The 20,125-nt window shown below is 24.9% G+C and carries 10 protein-coding genes; 5 read left to right on the top strand and 5 right to left on the bottom strand.

Annotation, left to right across the window (positions count from 1 at the left end; genetic code table 4):
• Positions 1-10 precede the first annotated feature (10 nt).
• From JXZ92_RS00385 to JXZ92_RS04040, 3 genes are read left to right on the top strand one after another with little or no spacing between them, the layout of a single operon-like run.
• Positions 11-2,047 (top strand): hypothetical protein, encoded by a 2,037-nt coding sequence (locus JXZ92_RS00385; RefSeq protein WP_205851786.1) that lies wholly within the window; start codon positions 11-13, stop codon positions 2,045-2,047.
• Entirely contained in the window at positions 2,047-3,036 is a 990-nt protein-coding gene (locus JXZ92_RS00380) for a hypothetical protein (RefSeq protein WP_205851785.1), read from the top strand. The genes JXZ92_RS00385 and JXZ92_RS00380 overlap by 1 nt, the downstream gene beginning before the upstream one ends.
• A complete protein-coding gene (locus tag JXZ92_RS04040) occupies positions 3,036-4,826 on the top strand; it encodes an AAA family ATPase (protein ID WP_205851784.1) in 1,791 nt (596 codons plus the stop codon). Before JXZ92_RS00380 ends, JXZ92_RS04040 begins: the two co-directional genes overlap by 1 nt.
• Before the next feature lie 784 nt (positions 4,827-5,610).
• On the opposite strand, the gene JXZ92_RS00370 is transcribed toward JXZ92_RS04040, so the two are convergent.
• The 5 genes from JXZ92_RS00370 to gpmI all read right to left on the bottom strand — a co-directional run bounded on the left by JXZ92_RS00370 (position 5,611) and on the right by gpmI (position 11,812).
• Positions 5,611-6,030 (bottom strand): hypothetical protein, encoded by a 420-nt coding sequence (locus tag JXZ92_RS00370; protein ID WP_205851783.1) that lies wholly within the window; start codon positions 6,028-6,030, stop codon positions 5,611-5,613.
• Positions 6,031-6,678: 648 nt separating this feature from the next.
• Complete coding sequence (locus JXZ92_RS00365) at positions 6,679-8,100, bottom strand: nicotinamide mononucleotide transporter (protein ID WP_205851782.1); 1,422 nt, start codon at positions 8,098-8,100, stop codon at positions 6,679-6,681.
• 111 nt (positions 8,101-8,211) lie between these two features.
• Positions 8,212-9,120 (bottom strand): TraX family protein, encoded by a 909-nt coding sequence (locus JXZ92_RS00360; protein ID WP_205851781.1) that lies wholly within the window; start codon positions 9,118-9,120, stop codon positions 8,212-8,214.
• Positions 9,121-9,207: 87 nt separating this feature from the next.
• On the bottom strand, positions 9,208-10,137 hold the full coding sequence (locus tag JXZ92_RS00355) for a hypothetical protein (protein WP_205851780.1): 930 nt from the start codon (positions 10,135-10,137) through the stop codon (positions 9,208-9,210).
• Between the two features lie 169 nt (positions 10,138-10,306).
• Entirely contained in the window at positions 10,307-11,812 is a 1,506-nt protein-coding gene (gene gpmI / locus JXZ92_RS00350) for a 2,3-bisphosphoglycerate-independent phosphoglycerate mutase (RefSeq protein ID WP_205851779.1), read from the bottom strand.
• A 414-nt stretch (positions 11,813-12,226) separates the two neighbouring features.
• On the opposite strand from gpmI, the gene ligA reads away from it, so the two are divergent.
• Both ligA and JXZ92_RS04035 read left to right on the top strand, forming a co-directional pair.
• Positions 12,227-14,224: an NAD-dependent DNA ligase LigA gene (gene ligA, locus JXZ92_RS00345; protein ID WP_205851778.1), complete on the top strand. Its 1,998-nt coding sequence runs from the start codon at positions 12,227-12,229 to the stop codon at positions 14,222-14,224.
• A 282-nt stretch (positions 14,225-14,506) separates the two neighbouring features.
• Positions 14,507-19,804, top strand: coding sequence for a beta-N-acetylglucosaminidase domain-containing protein (locus JXZ92_RS04035; protein ID WP_205851777.1), 5,298 nt, complete (start codon positions 14,507-14,509; stop codon positions 19,802-19,804).
• The last annotated feature ends 321 nt before the right edge of the window (positions 19,805-20,125 follow it).

The raw sequence follows: 20,125 nt of genomic DNA, 5'->3' as shown, positions 1-20,125 counted from the left end.
GAGGCAAACGATGAAGGAAACATTTAAAACCAATCTTTTAATACCTGAAATAAAGGTATTATTTGAAGCACATTTTAAGAAGTCAGAAAAATCAAATGATTTACAAAATTTCTTTATAATTCATCTACTTTATAATTTAGATAAATATATAAATTACACAATTACTGACTTTATAAGTGATATTACCGGTATTAAAAAAGATAAACTTTTAGAATTTGCTTTAGCGAAATTCGCGGAATTGATCAACAATAAAGTTATTCTTTTTTCAAAACCAATATCTTTAAGTGTTGAAGATATTAAAAAAATGTACATTAGTCAACTTGGAATTAATGGTAGAATAATACACTCAACTATTGAAAAAGAATTTGATAGAGATAATTTTATTAGTTTAGAATCTAAAACACTTGACCGTAATTTAATTTTTGTTAAAAATTTGATTAATTTAGAAGAAAACATTATTGATAATAATTCAATTAATTTAGATAATAAAAATGACGGAAGCTATATTTATTTAGATAGTTATGGTATTTATAATAATACTTATGATTCTACATTGCTCTCTTCAATAAAAACTGAATTTGAAGATAATGATTATAATGAAAACAAAATTTTTGTTGATTATAAACTAAACAAAAAAGCGAAAAATGAATTAATAAATATCAACGATATTTTCTGATCCGAAAGTACTTTTAGTTTTTCAATTGATGAAAATAGCATTACCACCAGTGAATTAGCAACAAGAAAATATCTAAAAAAAGTAAGTGGTTTAAACGTCGATGAAGATATTGAACCTATTATTGAAATTAAAAATTTTATTAAACAACTTTTAAACACAAAAGAAATAGAAAGTCTTAAAAATAGTTTTGAATTAAAAGCTAGCAATACAAATTACTTTTCAGTCAACTTAAATAATGAAATAACTAAAAAGAAATGATCTGAGGAAGAAAAAGATTTAGAGTCATTATTTGGTCAAAAAATACTTGTGGACAGTGACAAAAATATGTTTTACATTTATTTAAGTGAGTTCGAAATTAATTTTTATGATTTAAAAGATAACGTTATTGGGTTTGTTAAAGAATCGGTCGATATTGATCAACTATTTAGTTCAAGTAAAAATATAACATTAGAAAATAGAAAATATAGTTCATTCGTAGTTAAATTACTAATGCAAAATATGAATAAAATTATTGATAATCCTAACTTTAATGATTGATTTTTGACTAACTTATCACTAATTGATAAATTGGATTACAATCATGCTAAAAATATGATTAATAAAATTCCATACATTAAATCTACAGATATATTAGAAATATTATCTAAAACAAATGAGTATAAAACAAAAGATTTCAACGCTTTTTCAACTAATTTATACGATTTATTAGTTGATAACGGTTTTAACGAATGAAATAAATTAAATGAAAAAATAAACTTTAAATATGACGGAAATAAATATTTATTCGGTAAAAAATGAGATATAGAAAAGTATATTGAAGAATTTTATACAAAATCAGATGAAATTTATAAATATAAAGTTAGTTTAGAGAATAAACATTTTAATGAACAAGAGTATAATGAAAATAACAATATTCTAGAAGATGATTACATAAAGTTTTATGAAAATTTAACAATAAAAATTTACCCAGTTAAAACGAGTCAAATAATTGGTTATACATCTTTTGAAAAAAACATAAAAGATATCAAAGAAATATTAAAAGGCTCTATATTCGAACTTAAAATATCGCTTTTAAGATATATTAGAGTTGAATTGGAAAAAGAATTAGGTTTAGATGGTAAAATATTCCAAAGTTTATCAGAAACACTTTCTCAATACAAAAACACTAATGAACTAAAATACATAAAAAAAATAATTAGTGAATTATTGAATCCTGCTAGTCATAATACAGAAACTAAAGAATTTAAGAATAAAATTAATAATCTTACACTAGATGAAATTAGAGATATCGAAAATAATGTAATTGAAGCATCAAGAAACTTAAAAATAGTTATTAAAAAACAAGAAACAAAATCAGGAGGCAGAAATTAATGAGTCACGCCGCATTTATTCAGTTTAAAATTAATATAGAAACAGAGAAAAAAGAAATTCAAGACATTAAAGATAACTTACAGCAATTGAAAAATTTTACTAGTTCAAATTTAGTAAAAAATGAAATTGATAAAGTTATGGGCGAAATTAATTCTGTAGAAAATAACCTTATAAAAATAGGTAATTTAACTGGTGAATATGCAGAAAGTTATAATTCTGTAGTTGAGAAATATAACATCGAAAAGAGTAGGTTATTAAAAGTAGTTCAGAATATGAGCATTGACGTTTCTTTTGACCAAATAATGGAAGAAAAAACTCGTGAAGTAAATGATTTAATTTTAGAAAATGGTTTTTTATCTAAAATAGTTTTACAAAGAATTCAAAATGAAAATATGAGTTTAAACCCTGATAATTTTAAAAACATGTTAGCAATCATAAAACAAGAAAAAATAGATGATGAAAAACATGCATATTTAAAAGAAGAATTAAAGAATTATGTTTTAAAGCAAGACATAGATTCCAAATTAAAAGGGTCATTACTCAATGAATTTATGTTCATTAATAACTACCAAGAATTATCAGATTACGCACCATATGTAAAGGAAATTATTAACCAATATAATGAAGCTCTTAAGAAAAATAAAACCTATTTAGAAATCTTTAAAAAGTATAAATACAAACATAAAAGTATTGAATTTATAGTGCAAACAGATCCGGAAAATAAACTCAAGCCAAAATATTCATTTATATCAAAATTCAAAAATCCTCTTTTAAAAAATAACACTATTGCACTAACTTTAAACTTAGAAGGAACTGTAAGTTATGATATTGGCGATTATGAAGGACATATGTGTTGAAGTTTAGCCGAATCAGTTGAAGAAGACTTAAAAAAATATGGTTACTTTAAACATTCACAACTTATTACACGTGGCATTTCAGGTGCTAGGCCTTTAACAAAAGCACAAAAAATGAAAGTGAATAATAAATAATGAAAAAATCTTTAGAATATTTAAATATTAAACTATCTCAAAAAAATATTATTTCTATTGTTGGTAATGTAAATGATTTATATACTTTTATAGATGACGAAAATAATCTTGTAAGTACTGATTTAAAGGGAGTTTTGGAACAATTCGCAATTAAAAACAAATATCAAAGAGCAGAATATTTTACTCCTGGTTATGGTGCTTTAAATTTATTAGATCAAAAAGGGCGTGATACATATAATACCATTGATAATATTGATGATATAAACGAATTTATGCTTGAAATAATTAAAAAAACTAAAGATGACGAGGATGGAACACACACTCCGGGTATTTATGTAATAAATTTTGCTGATAGTTTTTTCAACAACCAAAATAACCAAAATAATTACCTTGATAATTTAGTAAACTTAATATCAAGATTTTTAGATAACGATAAAAAAATTAATTATTTAAGTGATTATGGTAGGTTAGATGATCAAGATAAATTAGTCTTAATAATGAGAGATTCACACAATTTGATTACAGATATTTACAACAAAAATATTGAATACGCTGAGGTTAATATTAAAAAACCTAACATAGAAGAACGTGAAAATATAATTAAATACAACAGTAGAGAATTTAAAACTATAGATTCGAAAGAATTAAATATCAAAGGCAAAACTTTAAATAAAGCAGTTGCATTAACTGATGGTTTAACATGTATTGAAATACTGCAATTAGCAAGAATAAAAGATAATAAACAATCATTTGTTAATAGGTATAATTTGGCTACATTCAATCAAAAAGAGTCTGAATGAGAAAAAATTGATTACGAAAAAATTAAAAATTTAAAAAATATCTTTTTAAAAAGAGTTCAAGGTCAAGATTATGCAATTGATAAAATACATAATGTTTTAACTAACTCATTTTTAGGATTAAACGGTTTAATGTATAGTCAATCTATGAGTAAACCAAAAGGAATACTGTTTTTTGTAGGACCAACAGGAACTGGTAAAACTGAAATATCAAAAACACTTGCTGAATTCGTTTTTGGAAGCGAAAAAAAATTAATCAGATTTGATATGTCTGAATATAATCATGAACACTCAGATCAAAGACTTATTGGCGCTCCTCCGGGTTATGTTGGTTATGATTCTGGAGGTGAACTAACTAACAAAGTCAAAGAAAATCCATTTTCTATACTATTATTTGATGAAATTGAAAAAGCACATCCTAAAATTTTAGACAAATTCTTACAAATATTAGAAGATGGTAGATTAACTTCATCCAAGGGAGAATTGATTGATTTTTCCGAAACATTTATTATTTTTACTTCAAATATAGGTACTAGAGAAATAACAGCAGACTTTAAAGATGAACCCGCAGTTAGAAAACAATTCATTAAAGAGGTTAAAAAACATTTTATCGAAAATATGAATAGACCCGAACTGTTAAACCGTATAGGCGATAAAAATGTTGTGCCTTTTAACTTTATTTACAAATACGAAATCATAAAAACAATAATACATTCTAAATTAAAAAACCTATTTAGTAAAGTTCAAGATCAATATAATGTAGAAATTTCTTACAAAGATTCAATCGATGCATTAACTGATTTAATCAAAGATACTGCTGATCATTTAATGGGTGCTCGTGGTATAATCAACAACCTTGATGAATTAGTAATGAATAAAATATCAAAATTTTTATTTCAAAACTATTCCGATATCAAAAATGCAAAAGAAAATGAGAAAATACTAAATGCTAAAATGATAGTTACAAGAAAAGAAGTTGAATTTGAATTCTAGTATGGGTTCGAATGATATTTATATCTAGATAAATAATTTATTTTAAGTTATTTTAATCGTTATTAAATCAATCTTACTTTACAAAAAGCACCATATTTTTAATAATATTAATAAATGACTATAAAAATACTAATTCAAATTAAAAAGTTCATTTTAGAATATTTTTAAAACAAAAATATCCTAAAATGAAATATCAAGCGCAACACTTTCGTGCTTGGTATTTTTATTATATCTTAATGACTAAAAAATCTTAAATTTATTTAAAAAAATTAGTATTTTTGCTTTGTAATTTTGGTGACTAAAATTTGACACAAAACTCATATTGATTTTCATTGATATGAGTTTTTAATTTTAATTTATTTAATTAAAAATTATTTTGGCTTATAAACGGTTTAACATAAATTATATTTTTTATTTAATTATTTCTAAAAAGTTTGTTATTAATATTTATATTCGAATTGTTAAAATAAGTAATTATAAAATTTAATTGAATTAAATAATTTTTTAGAAATTTAAAACCTTCTTCTTTAAATGCTTCAAACGGAGTTTTATAATCTATATTTTTTGTAATCGTGTGAAATTCTAATAAACAAAATATTTATTTATCTCGTTATAAACACTTAAATAATTTAGTTTTTAAAGTTTCTTAACTTTATTTTTTCTCTTTCTAAATTTGCAAATAAATATTCTGAGCCACTATTTTCGAATGAGTTACCTTTAGCTGACATTGTTTGAATTATTTTGCTTTTTGCTAAGTAATTTTTAACATCAAGATTAGCATATTCTACACCACGATCTGTATGAAAATATTTAGGTTTAATAGCATTATAGTATCATCAGCAGTTCTAATATCTTGTAAATTTCAATTTAAAATCATATTTGTTTCGTGATCTCTAATAACGTGTAAGTAATAGTATTTATTTTTAATTTTTATATATTTAATATCTGTTGTCCATACTGTTTCAAATTTAAAATCAACTATATTTTTAATTTCATTATACGCGCAAATATCCCTATATTTGTGCTCTTTTGGTCATTTTCGCTTACCTTTTATATATGCTTGTGATTTATATTTAGATGCTTCGTATGATAGTATGAATTCGTACTCTGTAATGTTATGCTTATATTCCTTAAAATGTTTTCTAAGCCTTTTATTAGTGTTAAAAAGTTTTATAAAATGATCGTATATTTTAGTCCTACCCACTACATTTCCAATTAACTTACCTTGTCCTAAAATTCAATTTATTAACTTGATATTTACATTTCATTTCTCTTTGATTATTCTTAATCTTTGTTCATAATAAAAAGTTGTTCTTGAAATATTTACAAAAGTCGTAAGTTTTGAAATATTAAAGTTTGAACTTGATTTCTTTTTGCATTTTATCTTTTATTATTTTTCATAATTCATTACAATTGATTCCTTTAGCTTTAAATAATTCCTCAATAGACTCATGATATAATTCAAGTTCATCCTTATTTAGGTCGGTAATTTTAACTTTTTAGGTCTTCAAGGCCTTTTTCAACTTTTAGCTTTTAATTCATTCATACCCATATTATAACGTTTATACAACTTTTTAAGTAGTGTATAACCATAACGATCTGGTCTTCTATTTCTCTTTTGTTTTTTATCTAAATCTCAATAGCATTTATATCTTTCTTCATTATCTATTAAAATTGTATTAATGTAGTTTTTAAATCAGTTTTTTCAATAATTTTGCAATATTTAAGTTTTTGTTCAAATGTAAATTGTTTTGACATAAAAATGACACTCCTTTATTAGAGTGTCAAATTCCTTTCACCTAACTCAAGTAAGTATCAAATTAATTTTATTCATAATGCAATAATATTATTATTAAATTTTTAAATATTGCTTAAGAATGATATAAAATTCATCTACCAATTTTTCTTTACCTTTATCGCCGTCTATATTATTATTAAGAAAAATTATTTTCTTAGAACTCAATTTCGCTATTTTTAATCACTCTTCATTAACTTCATACTCCTCTCGAAATTTTTTAAATAACTCCAGATTATCGAATTCTAATTTTCTTCTTGTTTTGTCTTTATCTCGAATAGCTAGTTTTCTTCATATACGAATATTTTCTCACGGTGCTTTAACCACTATTAGTAGATCTAATTTAGGTTTATTCATTAAAAATCATTTATATCTTCTTTTTTCTTTAATTCACTTTTCTTTTTCAGATTTAGTAAATTTATTTTCCTTAATCAAAACATCAGCATGTAAAAAACTGTCTGACATATGACGATCTAATAATTGATGAGAATTTGTCAAATTAGACTCAATTATTATCTTTTTTTGACTCTCGAAAAACATTTTTTCAGCATCAAAATAACTACCCTTATTAGATAAAGCTTTAATATAGTCATTATTATTTATATTTGCATTATCTAAATATGACCTTTCATCTTTGAGTAAAATATTGTAATCTTTAAGTAATTTTTGTATTTTAGGATTATTTAATAATGTACTTTTACCAGAACAACCAGGACCGGTTATTGCTATAATTCGCTTTTTGTTTATAAAAGTTTTTATAAATATATATAAAGATAATACTGAAAAAGATATATTTATAATAATAACACTTCAATTCAAAATACCTATACCGGCAAAAAATATAATTGATAAAATATTTTTAATTTGCCAAATTACTCATGATGATTTCATTCCTAGAATCATCATAACTACAGCTACTAATAAAGTTGAATCTATAGAAATAGCAATAATTTTGCCTAAAAATTTATTATTAAAATTATTTTCGAAATATAAAGATTGTTTTATCATTTTCCCATATAAAAATGTTAAATGTGGAATTGTAAAATATAGAACTATAAAACTAATTACTCAAATTGAAACAATAAAAATCGAAGTTAGTCAATTAAAACGATATTGTTTAATTCTGTTTTTGTATTTAGTTATATATCTTAAATATATAAAAGTAGGAACACATAACCCCACATATATAATGAAGTCCGCAACTAAATTCAATGAAATAGAATAAATACCAAATAAAAATGCATTTAATATAGCAAATAAAAATGCATATTTTTTTCTCGTATAAAATCACCAAGTAGCAATAACCCCAAAAATAGCGGAACTAGCAACTATTATTCCTAAAATTTTAACAATAACAGATACATTAGAATCTCATATAATTGTTTTGTTTTCAATAGAAAATGCACTAAAAATAGTAATTATTAAGGTTAGTGAAATTAATAAAATTTTATCCAACTTAGTTGTTTTAATTGAATCCATGTTCTCCTTTAATAATTTGTATGTATATAATTTGATTATACTACGCAACCAAAAAAAAAAAAAAAAAAACACTAAAATAGTTATAATTTCGCGTTTTTTGTAATAAAAATATTAAATAAAAACTAAAGGAAATACAAAACTTAAAGGATATGAAAGTAAAAAGAAATTGTTCAATAATCAAAATTTAATTGGTTTTTTATAACTATAGAACAAAAAGAGCGGTATATCTATTAGCGAATAAATTTGAATTTCAGATATTAAATTTAAGTAGCTATAAACTACGTTTACAACAATAAAAAGTAATATTACTAGTATTTTAAATATCAATTGGTTTTTAAAATATTTATCTATCAAAAAAGAATAATAAAACATCATAATTATTAAATATCCATAAGAATGATAATCAATTCTAAATAAGTATTTTGTGCTTGCAATGTTAGAAATACTATATTCTCCTAAAAAAAGAAAAACAAAAGTTAAAAAAGTGAAAACTAAACCAATATAAATATTTTTTCTATGTAAATAAGCACTAAATGAGCCTAAAAATAACATAAACATAATATTAAAATATCCAGGTTTTAACGATTCGTTAAATCCGTTTTTAGATAATATTAATATTCCGATTTGAATAATGGTTCCCATAAACAAAAATCTAAAAGTGTAATATAATGGTCTTCGTGAATAATTAATTGCTATAATCGATAAAAATGCAAATATAGGAAACGCCATTCTTCCTACAATTCTTAATTCTTCAACATTCGGATAAGCAATAAGACCAACATGATCAATAAACATTGTTAAGACAGCTATCCATCTTAAAATTGTAGAAGTTAAAAAAACTCAAGATAACATTTTATATTCAAATTTAAAAATATTAAACAAAGACTCTTTAACACCTTCATTAAACTCACAAATATCAGCTGTAAACATTTTTTTAAGGATAATCTTTAAATTCAAAATTGAATATTTTTTGACTAAGTGTTTTTTAGAATTACTAATAAATTTTAAAATATTATTCATATTAGCTAATTATACTTTAAAAATAAAGTAATTTAGGTAAAAAGAACTTAAAAATGACACTTTGATAAGTGTCATTAGAATAATGAGTTATTTAGATCTTTTTGCAGTAAACTCATTAATGATAATACCTTTTTTATCATCTTTTATATTCATTTTGATTCTAACAGCATAAGCCTGCACCTTTTTAAAGTCAAAAACTACTTTATCTTGATTATCTGAAAATTTAGTTAAACTTGGGTTATCTATAAGTTCAACATTCTTTCAATTATTATCATCTAATAATTTTGAACCAGTTCAATCTTCAGCATGTCATCATCCACTTTTTAGGTCTGAATCATCTATATTGATTGGATAATATTGTAATTCTCAATCTGTTTTAGGTAAATCAGATTGAAAATCTCTACCAAAGATAATTTCAACTCTATCAATCATTTCTTCTTTTCTAGTTTTGTCCGAACCAAATATAATTCCAACTCAATCTTTTTTACTTCTTTTTACATTTTGTCAATTAGATCATCTATTATTGTAAGTAGTATTATTATCATTTAAAAGAAATTCTTTATCAATAGATCCTGTCGACTTATTTGTGAAACTTGCAATAGAAGCAGGGTAACCAAGTTTATTTGCAATTTTATATGACTTAAATTCTACATCAAATAAATCATCTTTTCTATTTGGTTGTTTTTGTTCGAGATTACTCATTTCAAATTTAGCTTGTGTTGATGTGTTTTGACTCTCTTCTTGATTATTCTTATTCTCTATTTTATTTTCAATGACTCTTTCGTTTTTGGTTTTATTTGTAATATTTGGTTTTTCTTTTTTAGACTCTATATTTTTTTGATTTGAACTATTCTTTTTTAAATTATTATTAGATTGTTTTTTTCTCTCTTGTTCTATATTTTTTTCTTCTTGTTTAGGTTTAGAACTCCTTGTTCCTAAAGCGGAACCAATTATGATGCTTGTTAAAGCTAAAGTTGTTCCACTTAATATTCAAAAATATTTTTTATTAAATTTCATATTTTAATGTCTCCTTAGTTTTTTACATTTTATTTTTGTAAAATTATATATGCAAAAAACAAAAACGTAAAAAAATATTAAAGAAATAATTTATGAAAATTAAGACTATAAGCAAGTATTATTAAATAATAAAAAATAGACTAACAAAATTAAATTAGTCTATTTTTATTTATTTAATTAATAAAGATTCTTGATCCATTTCGACAGGTTTATCTACGCCAATATAATCTAAAACTGTCGGTGCTACATTTGCTAAAATACCATCTTTTAATTTAAGTGATTTATCTGTTGTAATCAACATAACCGGACTACTTGTGTGTTTTGTTGCTGGTTTATTATTTTGATCTTCTGTAATTTCAGCATTACCATGATCCGCTGTAATAAATACAGTCACATTATTTGCCTCTGCTCAATCCACAACTCTCTTAATTTGTGAATCTAAAAATGAAACTGCTTCTATTGTAGATTTTAAATTACCTGTGTGACCTACCATATCAGGGTTTGCGTAATTCATAATTGTAACATCATAATTTAATGCGTTAGCCAACAATTCATCTGTAATTTTTTCAGCAGACATATGTGGAGCATCTGCATATGATTCAACTTTAAGAGAATCAACCATTATACGTTTTGAATTTTTAAATTCAATATCATTTCCACCATCCATAAAATATGTAACATGAGCATATTTTTGAGTTTCAGCTAATCTTAATTGACTTTTTCCGGCTAATTCTAAAGCTCTACCAATAGGCATACTTACTTCCATTTCATCAAAAGCTATAATTGTGTTAATTCCTTCATATTTCATCATTGAAGCAAATTTATTAATTTTAACTTGGTGAGTTGCTTTAAAATCATATAAAGATGAATTAACGAATAAATGTGTAAGTTGTCTTGCACGGTCAGGACGGAAGTTAAAGAAAATAATTGAATCACCATCTTTAACAAAAGATTCTTTGCTTAAGTTAGAATTTATTGATGGAACAAAAAATTCATCACTGATTTCTGAAGCATATTGTTTATCGACAAATTCTAAAATATTATCAAATTTTGAATCTGTATTTCCTAAAAGCGCGTCGTACGCTTTTTCAACTCTATCAAACATAGAATCACGATCCATTGCATAAAATCTTCCTGAAATAGAAGCTATATTATAACCAAATTTGTCAGTTAATTCCAATAATTTTGTTAAAGATTCTTTAATTGAACGAGGTGCAACATCTCTACCATCTCCAAAAACGTGAACAGAAACTTTTTTTAATCCAAATTCATGTGCGGCTTCTAACAATTTGAATAAATGATCTTCTAATGAGTGGACACCTCCAGGTGATAAAAGGCCCATTAAATGTAATGTTGAATCGTTCTCCTTAACATCATTAAATACTTTAACAAACTGTTTGTTTGTTTTATATGTACCTTCATTTAAAGCTTTCTTGATAAGTGATAATCCAGTATAAACAATTGTACCGGCACCAATATTTAAATGTCCAACTTCTGAATTACCCATTTGTCCTTCAGGTAACCCAACATATTGACCTGATGCTTGTATCAATGAATTTGGATAATTTTTAAATAAGTTATCAAAAGTAGGTGTATTTGCTAATGCGAAACCATTTCCTTGTGTTTCTTTTCTTAAACCTAAACCATCAATAACGATTAATACTACTTTTTTCATATTACTCCTTAAATATAAATATTTTTATTAATTATATAATATATAGTTTTTTACTTAAAAAAAATAATAAATTTTGTTTGCATAAAATAATTATATTAACCAAAAATAAAACCAACTAGTTAAAATTATTTATGTGTTGTAAATATTCCATAAAATTATTAATAAGGTTATCTTTCTTCACACACTCCTTTAATGTATTATTCTATTGTTTGTTATTTATTTTAGTAAATTAAAATCATGAAAATTTTAAAATTAAATATTTTATGTGATTATGTTTAAAAAAATATTTCTTATATTTATAACACACTAATATAAAGTGTATGTAGGCTGCACTTTATATTTTTATTTTCAAAAAATAATAAAAATTATATTTAATATATAATTTAAATATTAAACAATATTAGAGGTAACCTAATGAAAGAGAATAAAAAAATTCAATTAAAAATTGAGCAATTAGTTAAAAAAATTAATAAATGAAATTATGAATATTTCCAACTCAACGAACCAAGTGTAGAAGATTTAGTTTATGATAAAAATTTACAAGAATTAATTTTATTAGAAAAACAATATCCTCAGTATATTTTAGAAAATTCTCCTACACTCAATTTAGGTTCCTATGCAAGTAATAAATTTAGTAAATTTGTTCACAAAAACCCTATGTTATCTTTAGAAAAAGCTTATTCTGAAAATGATTTGTTGAGATATTATAATAATTTAAACAAATCATTAAGTAATCCAAAAATCAATTTTTGTTTAGAACCGAAAATTGACGGATTATCTATTTCTTTGCACTACTCTAGAGGTAAATTAATTAGAGCTATAACACGTGGTGATGGAACTGAAGGTGAAGATGTTACTGAAAATGTTATACAAATAGAAGGTGTTCCGCTTTCATTGAATCAGGACATTGATTTAGAGGTTCGCGGAGAAATTTACATGTCTAAATCAACATATAATAAGTTGAACGAAGAATTCATTAAAAATAATAAAAAGATTTTTGCAAACCCTAGAAATGCAGCCTCAGGTACACTTAGACAACTAGATAAAAATGTTGTTAAAGAACGTAATTTATCTATTATTTTATATGACTTAGTAAATGCTCAAGATTATAATATAGATTTACAGTCTTCTGTAAAAAAATTTTTAGACAATTTAGGTTTTCCTACTAATAAGAATATCATGGTAGCTGACTCTTTTGAACAATTAATTGAACTTGTAGAAAACTTTAGAGAACTAAAAAATGAATTTGAGTTCGATTGTGATGGTTATGTTATTAAATTAAATCAAATTAAATATTGAGAACAACTTGGAAAAACTTCTAAATTTCCTAAATATGCTATAGCTTTTAAATATGAAACACAGGAAGCTACAAGTATCATTAAAAATATAACCGCCTCTGTTGGGAGAACCGGAAAAATAACTTATATAGCTAATTTTGATGAAGTTAATTTAAATCAAACAAACGTTAATAATGCTACTATGCACAATTATGAATACATAAGAAATTTAAATGTAAATATCGGGGATCAAATCACAATTATTAAGTCAGGAGAAATTATTCCAAAAGTAATTGGTTTAAATAAAAAAAATACAAACGGTGTTTTTAGTAAAATATTAAATTGTCCTTCTTGTGGCAATATTTTAGTAGAAAAAGAAGGTTTTGTTGATCAATTTTGTGTAAATCAAAATTGTGAGGAACAAATAATAAAAAAATTAATTCATTTTGTATCTAAAAAATCTATGAATATTGAAACATTAGGCGAAAAAAATATACGTTTATTTTACGATTTAGGCTACGTAAAAAACATTAAAGATATATATAATTTAAAAAAATATGCTAAAGAAATAAATCAAATACCAGGTTTTAAATCGAAAACAAATAAAAAACTTAATAATATTTTAAATTCAATCGAAGTATCAAAAACTACTAAACTTTTTAAAGCACTATTTTCTATCGGTATACCAAATATAGGAATTCAAGTAGCACAACTAATAACTAATGACATATCAAAATTAACGGATTTATTCAATATAAATTTAGAAAAATTAACACAAATAAACACAATAGGTGAAATTATTACTCAAAGTATTAGAGAATATATAAAAATAGATGATAACAGAAATCTTTTAGAATTTTTAGATAGTATTTTAATTTATGAACAAGAAGTTCAAGATTCAAATATACTAGACAATTTAAACTTTGTAATAACAGGAACATTAAGTAAAAGTAGAGAATATTTTAAAGAAATGATTGAAAAAAATGGCGGCAAAATTAGCTCGTCAGTTTCTTCGAAAACTACATATTTACTTTACGGTGAAAATCCGGGTTCTAAATATGAAAAGGCTTTGAAATTAAATGTTAAGTTATTAACTGAAGAAGATTTTAAAAAATTAATAAAAATAGGCTTGTAAAAATGTCTATTTTTATTTTAGTGAATGAATAAAATATGCTCTTTTTTATTATTAAAAACCAAAAGATTCTATTTTTATTAATAAAAAAGTTTAAAAATAGGCTTTTTTAAAATGTTTTTTAGCAAATTAGATGCATATACAATTCATAAATATGAGAATGAAAATATCTTTATGCATATAAAATGCATTAACATTATGCTAGATATTAATTTGATTTAATTAATATGTATTAATATAATTAATGCAAACATGTAATTTAAATTTACAAATGAGGTAATAAAAATGAATATTAAAAAAATAGTTAAATATGTTTTAAGCGCTGCAGGATCAGCAGGATTAATTGCTTCAATTAGTGCGGCTGAAACTGGAGAAACAGAAAATACAACTTCTCCTACACAAGTAGCAAACAGAAAAACATATGAAATTTATCCTAAAGTTCAAAAAATTGATTATCTTGACGGAAATTACCTTTTAACACAAAATGTTAATATAGTTTTCGAAAACGGAATTGACGAAGCAACAGTTGATAGATTCAAAGAAGTATTAGATATCAAGAACTTACAATACACAATAACTAAACATATAGTTAAAGGTCAAACAAATATTTTAGTAGGTATTAAAGGTGATGCAGATAACCTAGTAGATAATTTAATTAAATCTCAAAATACAGAAGTAAACGAAGAACTTTACGAAAAAACAGATAGTTACCAAATTAATAACAATAACAATGTTTTATCTGTTTTAGCAAAAGATACAGATGCAGCTTTCTATGGTGCAACAACACTTTGACACATTTTTAACCAATTAAATGGTAGAGAAATTGAAAACTTTAAAATTGAGGATTATGCAGATGTAACAACTCGTGGAGTTATTGAAGGATACTATGGTAATCCATGAAGTTTAGAAGATAGACTTGATTATATGAAATGAGGTACATACTATAAACTTAACGGATATTTCTATGCACCTAAAAACGATCCTAAACACTCTACAAAATGAAGAGAACTTTATACCGATGAAGAAATTGAAAATTTAATTAAACCTCTAGCCGAAACAGGGAATAAAACAAAGGTTCGCTATATTTATACTTTACATCCATTTTTTGGACAAAGAATGAACGAATCTAATTATGAACAATCATTAGTTCAACTTAAAGCAAAATTCTTGCAAGTTATTAAAGCTGGGGTTCGTCAAATCGGAATTTTAGCAGATGATGCCGGAACACCATTCCCAGGAAATAATAATCAAAAAATGCAAAAAAGATTACTTGACGATGTTGTTGAGTGACTTAAAATGTTACAACCTGAATATCCAGGATTAAAAACTACTCTTCCATATGTTGTTCAAGAATATGGAGGGTATGGTCAAGATTACTTTAGAACATTCCCTAAAGAAGTTCAAATAGTAATGACTGGTGGTAGAATTTGAGGTGAAATATCACAAGATTTTACTAATAGATTTACTCAAAATGTTGGTAGAGGACCTATGTTATGAATTAACTGGCCTTGTTCTGATAACTCAAAGAGCCATTTAATTTTAGGTGGATATAAAGAATTCTTACACAGAAATGTTGATGCTTCAAAAATCGAAGGTGTTATCTTTAACCCTATGCAACAATCACAACCTTCTAGAGTTGCAATTTTTGGTGGAGCCGATTACACTTGAAATATTTGACAAACAGATGATGAAGCAGAGAAATCTTACGAAGCATCATTTAAATATGTTTTAGCTAACAAACAACATGATGATGAAGAGTCAAACGCATTTAGAGAATTATCAAAACACATGATTAATCAAAATATGGATGGTCGTGTTGTAGCATTGCAAGAATCAGTAGATATTAAAGATAAACTAAATGAATTTAAATCTAAATTAAATAATGACTCATATACTGATGAAGAATTAAACGAAATTCAAACAATTTTTAATGATTTAAACAAATACTCAAATATTATGTTAAACGGTAAATCTAACGAAAAAATGAAAGAGCAAATTATTTATTGACTTAAATCATTCGAAGAATTATCAAAAGGTGTTTCATTATATATTGACGCCTTAAAAGATTATAAAGCTAAAGACACATTTAATTTTATAGACCATTACAATCAAGCTTTAAATAAAATTTCAGAATCTAAAACACATAAATTCTGATATTTAGATCACTTTGAAATTGCAGAAGTAGGTGTTCAACATATTCAACCATTTATTAGATCGCTTCAAGCTGCTTTATCTAAAAAATACTCAGAATTATTGATTCCGGATAAACTAACATTTGAATTTGAAACAAACAGAACTGTTCAAGTAGACAGCCCTGCGGGTGATATTTTTGATTATTCAAATCAAAAACAACAAATTTGAAAAGTTGCACACGATGGAACTGATTCAAAATTTGTTCAAGGTGATTATTTTGGAGCAAATGCTTCAACACCATTTACTTTAAAAACATTATTTATTAAAATGGGAGATAGAAACGATCACTTTAAAAACTTTAAAGTTCAATATAAAACAAAAGATGGTCAATGAACCGATCTTAACGGACAAACAAATATAACAAGAAATGACGTAAACGGTCCTTTCGAACCAGTATATATAGAAAACATAAACATAGAAAATGTTGTTGGTGTTAGAGTTGTTAATAACCAAAGTGAAAATTTTGGTGCATGACTACGTGTTACTAATTTAGTAATTAACCAACCTAAAGAAACTAACTTAGAAAACGGTTGATATACAGATCTAAAATACGATGGACAACACGGCGGAAATAGAGAAGTAAGAACAACTAATCAAAATACAAATCCAAACGTTCTTTTTGACAATAATCAAGCCACTGAATTTTGAACAAAAAACTACCAAGGAGCTCCGTCTAATGACGCTATTTCAGTTGATGCAACATTAACTTTTACATTACCTGAACCCAGAACAATTACAAAAGTTTTATTACAACAAGGAAATTCTGCAGGCGGTGATATATTAACAAATTTTGATATTCAATACGAAGTGGAGAATGGACAATGACAAAAATTTGGAGAAAAAAGCGGTAACAGCGATAAATCACAAACATTTACAGGCAATGTAAAAGCAAAAAGAATTAGAGTTAAAAATAATACAAATAGAAATGTTTGATGAAGAATTGGTACATTTAAAGTCGGAAACGATTCAGCCGCATTAGACAATAAATATCTTCTTAAAAATGGTAATACAGAAGGATTTGGAACAACTAAATCAAGTACAGGTTTCCAATTATTACACGAATCTGAACCTAGCCAATCACACGAACTAACACTTGAAGCAGGTAAAGAAATAGGTATCGACGTTCAAGATATATTAGAATTTAGCAGCGTTACAGGAGAATACGACAAAATACCAGGAGTTGAATTGCAATATTCTAAAGACGGATACACATGAACAAAAATAGATGACCTTAGCACATTAAAAGGTTCATTGGGATTTAGATTTATTAGATTCAAAAATACATCTGAAACAGAATCTAAAACCTTTAATTTTAAACTATTAAACCTTGTTTTACAAGGAGAAAAAGTATTTGGAAAATTAATTAAATCAGATATTGCAATTAACCAAGGGTGAGGAGATCAAAGACATTCTCATAAAGAATTTGATCGAAACGTTAATACTACAACTAAATTTGGTGGTAATCCTGCCAAAGGAAATGTTGCAGTATATGATTTAGGTAAAGAAATCGATTTAAGATCACTTAAATTATACGCAACAGACGGTACAGCTGATTATCCAAGAGATTTAGATGTATTATATTCAACAACATATAGTGATAATCCTAAAGATTGAAAATTAGCATTTACAATAGGTGACGATGTTACTGATGCAGATAGAGAATCAAATTTATCTAAAATAAATTCAGGTGAAAATGATTCGAACTACCCAAATGTAAGATGATGAGGTAATACAAATATCGAAAACGCAAAAGCTAGATATATTAAACTTTTAGTTAAAGCAAATTATCCAACTCGTGCTTTATTATTTAATGAGATAGTTGTAAATGACTTTGAATACATTAGCTTAAACTCAAACCCTAAATTCACTGGTACAAATTACGTTGAAACAGATGCGGCTCACGTAATAGACAAGACAATCGATGGTAACTTAAGTAGTTACTATACACCAGCAAACAAAAATGGAAACCTAACATATATTGTTAATAAAGGAAGATATGATGCTGCCGATGTAAGAATTATTACACAAGGTGACAATTCTGGTTCAACCGTTAAAGTTAGAGTATATAACACTTCGACAAAACAATACTCAGAAAAAGAGTTAGGTAAATTAACAAATAACATTGTAGAATTTAAAATTCCTTTATTAGTAAATGAAAAAGTTGTATCATTCGATATTTCATGACAAGATAAAACACCTTCTATAGTTGAAATAATACCAATCTCTAAAAAACAAACAGAAGAAACTAATAAAGAACAATTACAAAACTTGGTAAATGCAAAACCAGAAAACTACCAAACATGAATTAAAGCAGATAAAGATAGTTATGATTTATTAGAAGTAATCGCTAAAGAAACACTAAAATCTCAACAAATTAGACAATCAACTATAGATTCTATTAAAAACTCTTTAGAAAAAATTTCTTCAAGTGCAAGAACTAAATTTGATTCAGATAGATTAGATCAAATAATGACAAATCTGCTTTCAAATGAAGATGAATTATACACAACAGAATCGTTTAACGCATATCAATTTGTAGTAAATCAAATCGTTGAAGCTTTAAAAGATAAAGATAATTTAACTGAAGAAATAGTAAATTCTCTTGAAGCAGAATACAATGATAAAAAATCTAAATTAGTTACTTTACCATATAAAAAACAATCAGTAACTTTAGATATTAGTAAATTTAATTCACTAAAATCTGATAATTATACTTCTGAAACATATAATGTTTTAAAAGAAAAAGTTGATCAAATGAAACAAAAATTAAGTGATTCAAACACTAGTGTAGAAGAGTTTAATAATTTAGATAAAGAATTTAATGACTTATTTTCAAAATTAGTTGCATCCGAAAAAGGTCAATTGACAAGAAAATACGAAATACATAAAGACCAAAGAGGGTATAAATTTATTGATAAATACTACTTACGTTTCCCAGAATTAACTCAACAAATGCAAGAATTAATCGACGAAACTGAGCAAGAAGTTAATAAAGATGATGCTACAAAAGAAAGTATTCAATTATTAATTGATAAAATAGATACAAAATATAGTGAATTACGTTCAAAAATTATTGAAATTGATCCAAACAACGCTGATACAACAGAAGATATTATCGATGATATTGACGAATCATTAGTTCCGGATATTTCACATGGTAACGATACAAGAGAACCTGAAACAAACAACGAAAATAACGAAACAGCAAATTCTTCCGATACTTCAACAAATCAACCTAATGTTGAAAAGCCAAATACAAAAGAAATCAAAAACAAAAATACTCCAAAAAGCAGTTCAGGTGCGATAGTTGGTGGAATTCTAGGTTCACTAGGTGCATTAATATTAGCAGGAATTGCAGTAATATTCTTCAAAAAGAAAAATAAAAAATAATTATGCAAAACACAATAAATAACATTATTGTGTTTTTTAATTAAAAATTAAATAAAAAAGTACATAGTGAAGTCAACTATGTACTTATATTATAATTTGAATATTCTATGTAATATGTAGTCAGTAAGCATTAGTACCGCAAAGTAGGACAAAATAATATAACACATTATATTAATAAAAAGGATAATACACAATACAGAAAGAATAATAATATGATTTTAATTTATAAAACAATTTTGCCTTTATTCACTAAAGGCAAATATATTATATATCAATTTATTAATTTATTCGATTTTTAGGTTAAAATGTGAAATTAATACC

It is taken from the genome of Mycoplasma sp. CSL10137 (genome assembly GCF_017116845.1).
In the GTDB taxonomy this organism is placed as follows: Bacteria; Bacillota_I; Bacilli_A; order Mycoplasmatales; family Metamycoplasmataceae; genus Mycoplasmopsis.
The sequence above is the reverse complement of the archived record's forward strand: the minus strand, read 5'-3'. Positions and strand labels throughout refer to the sequence as shown.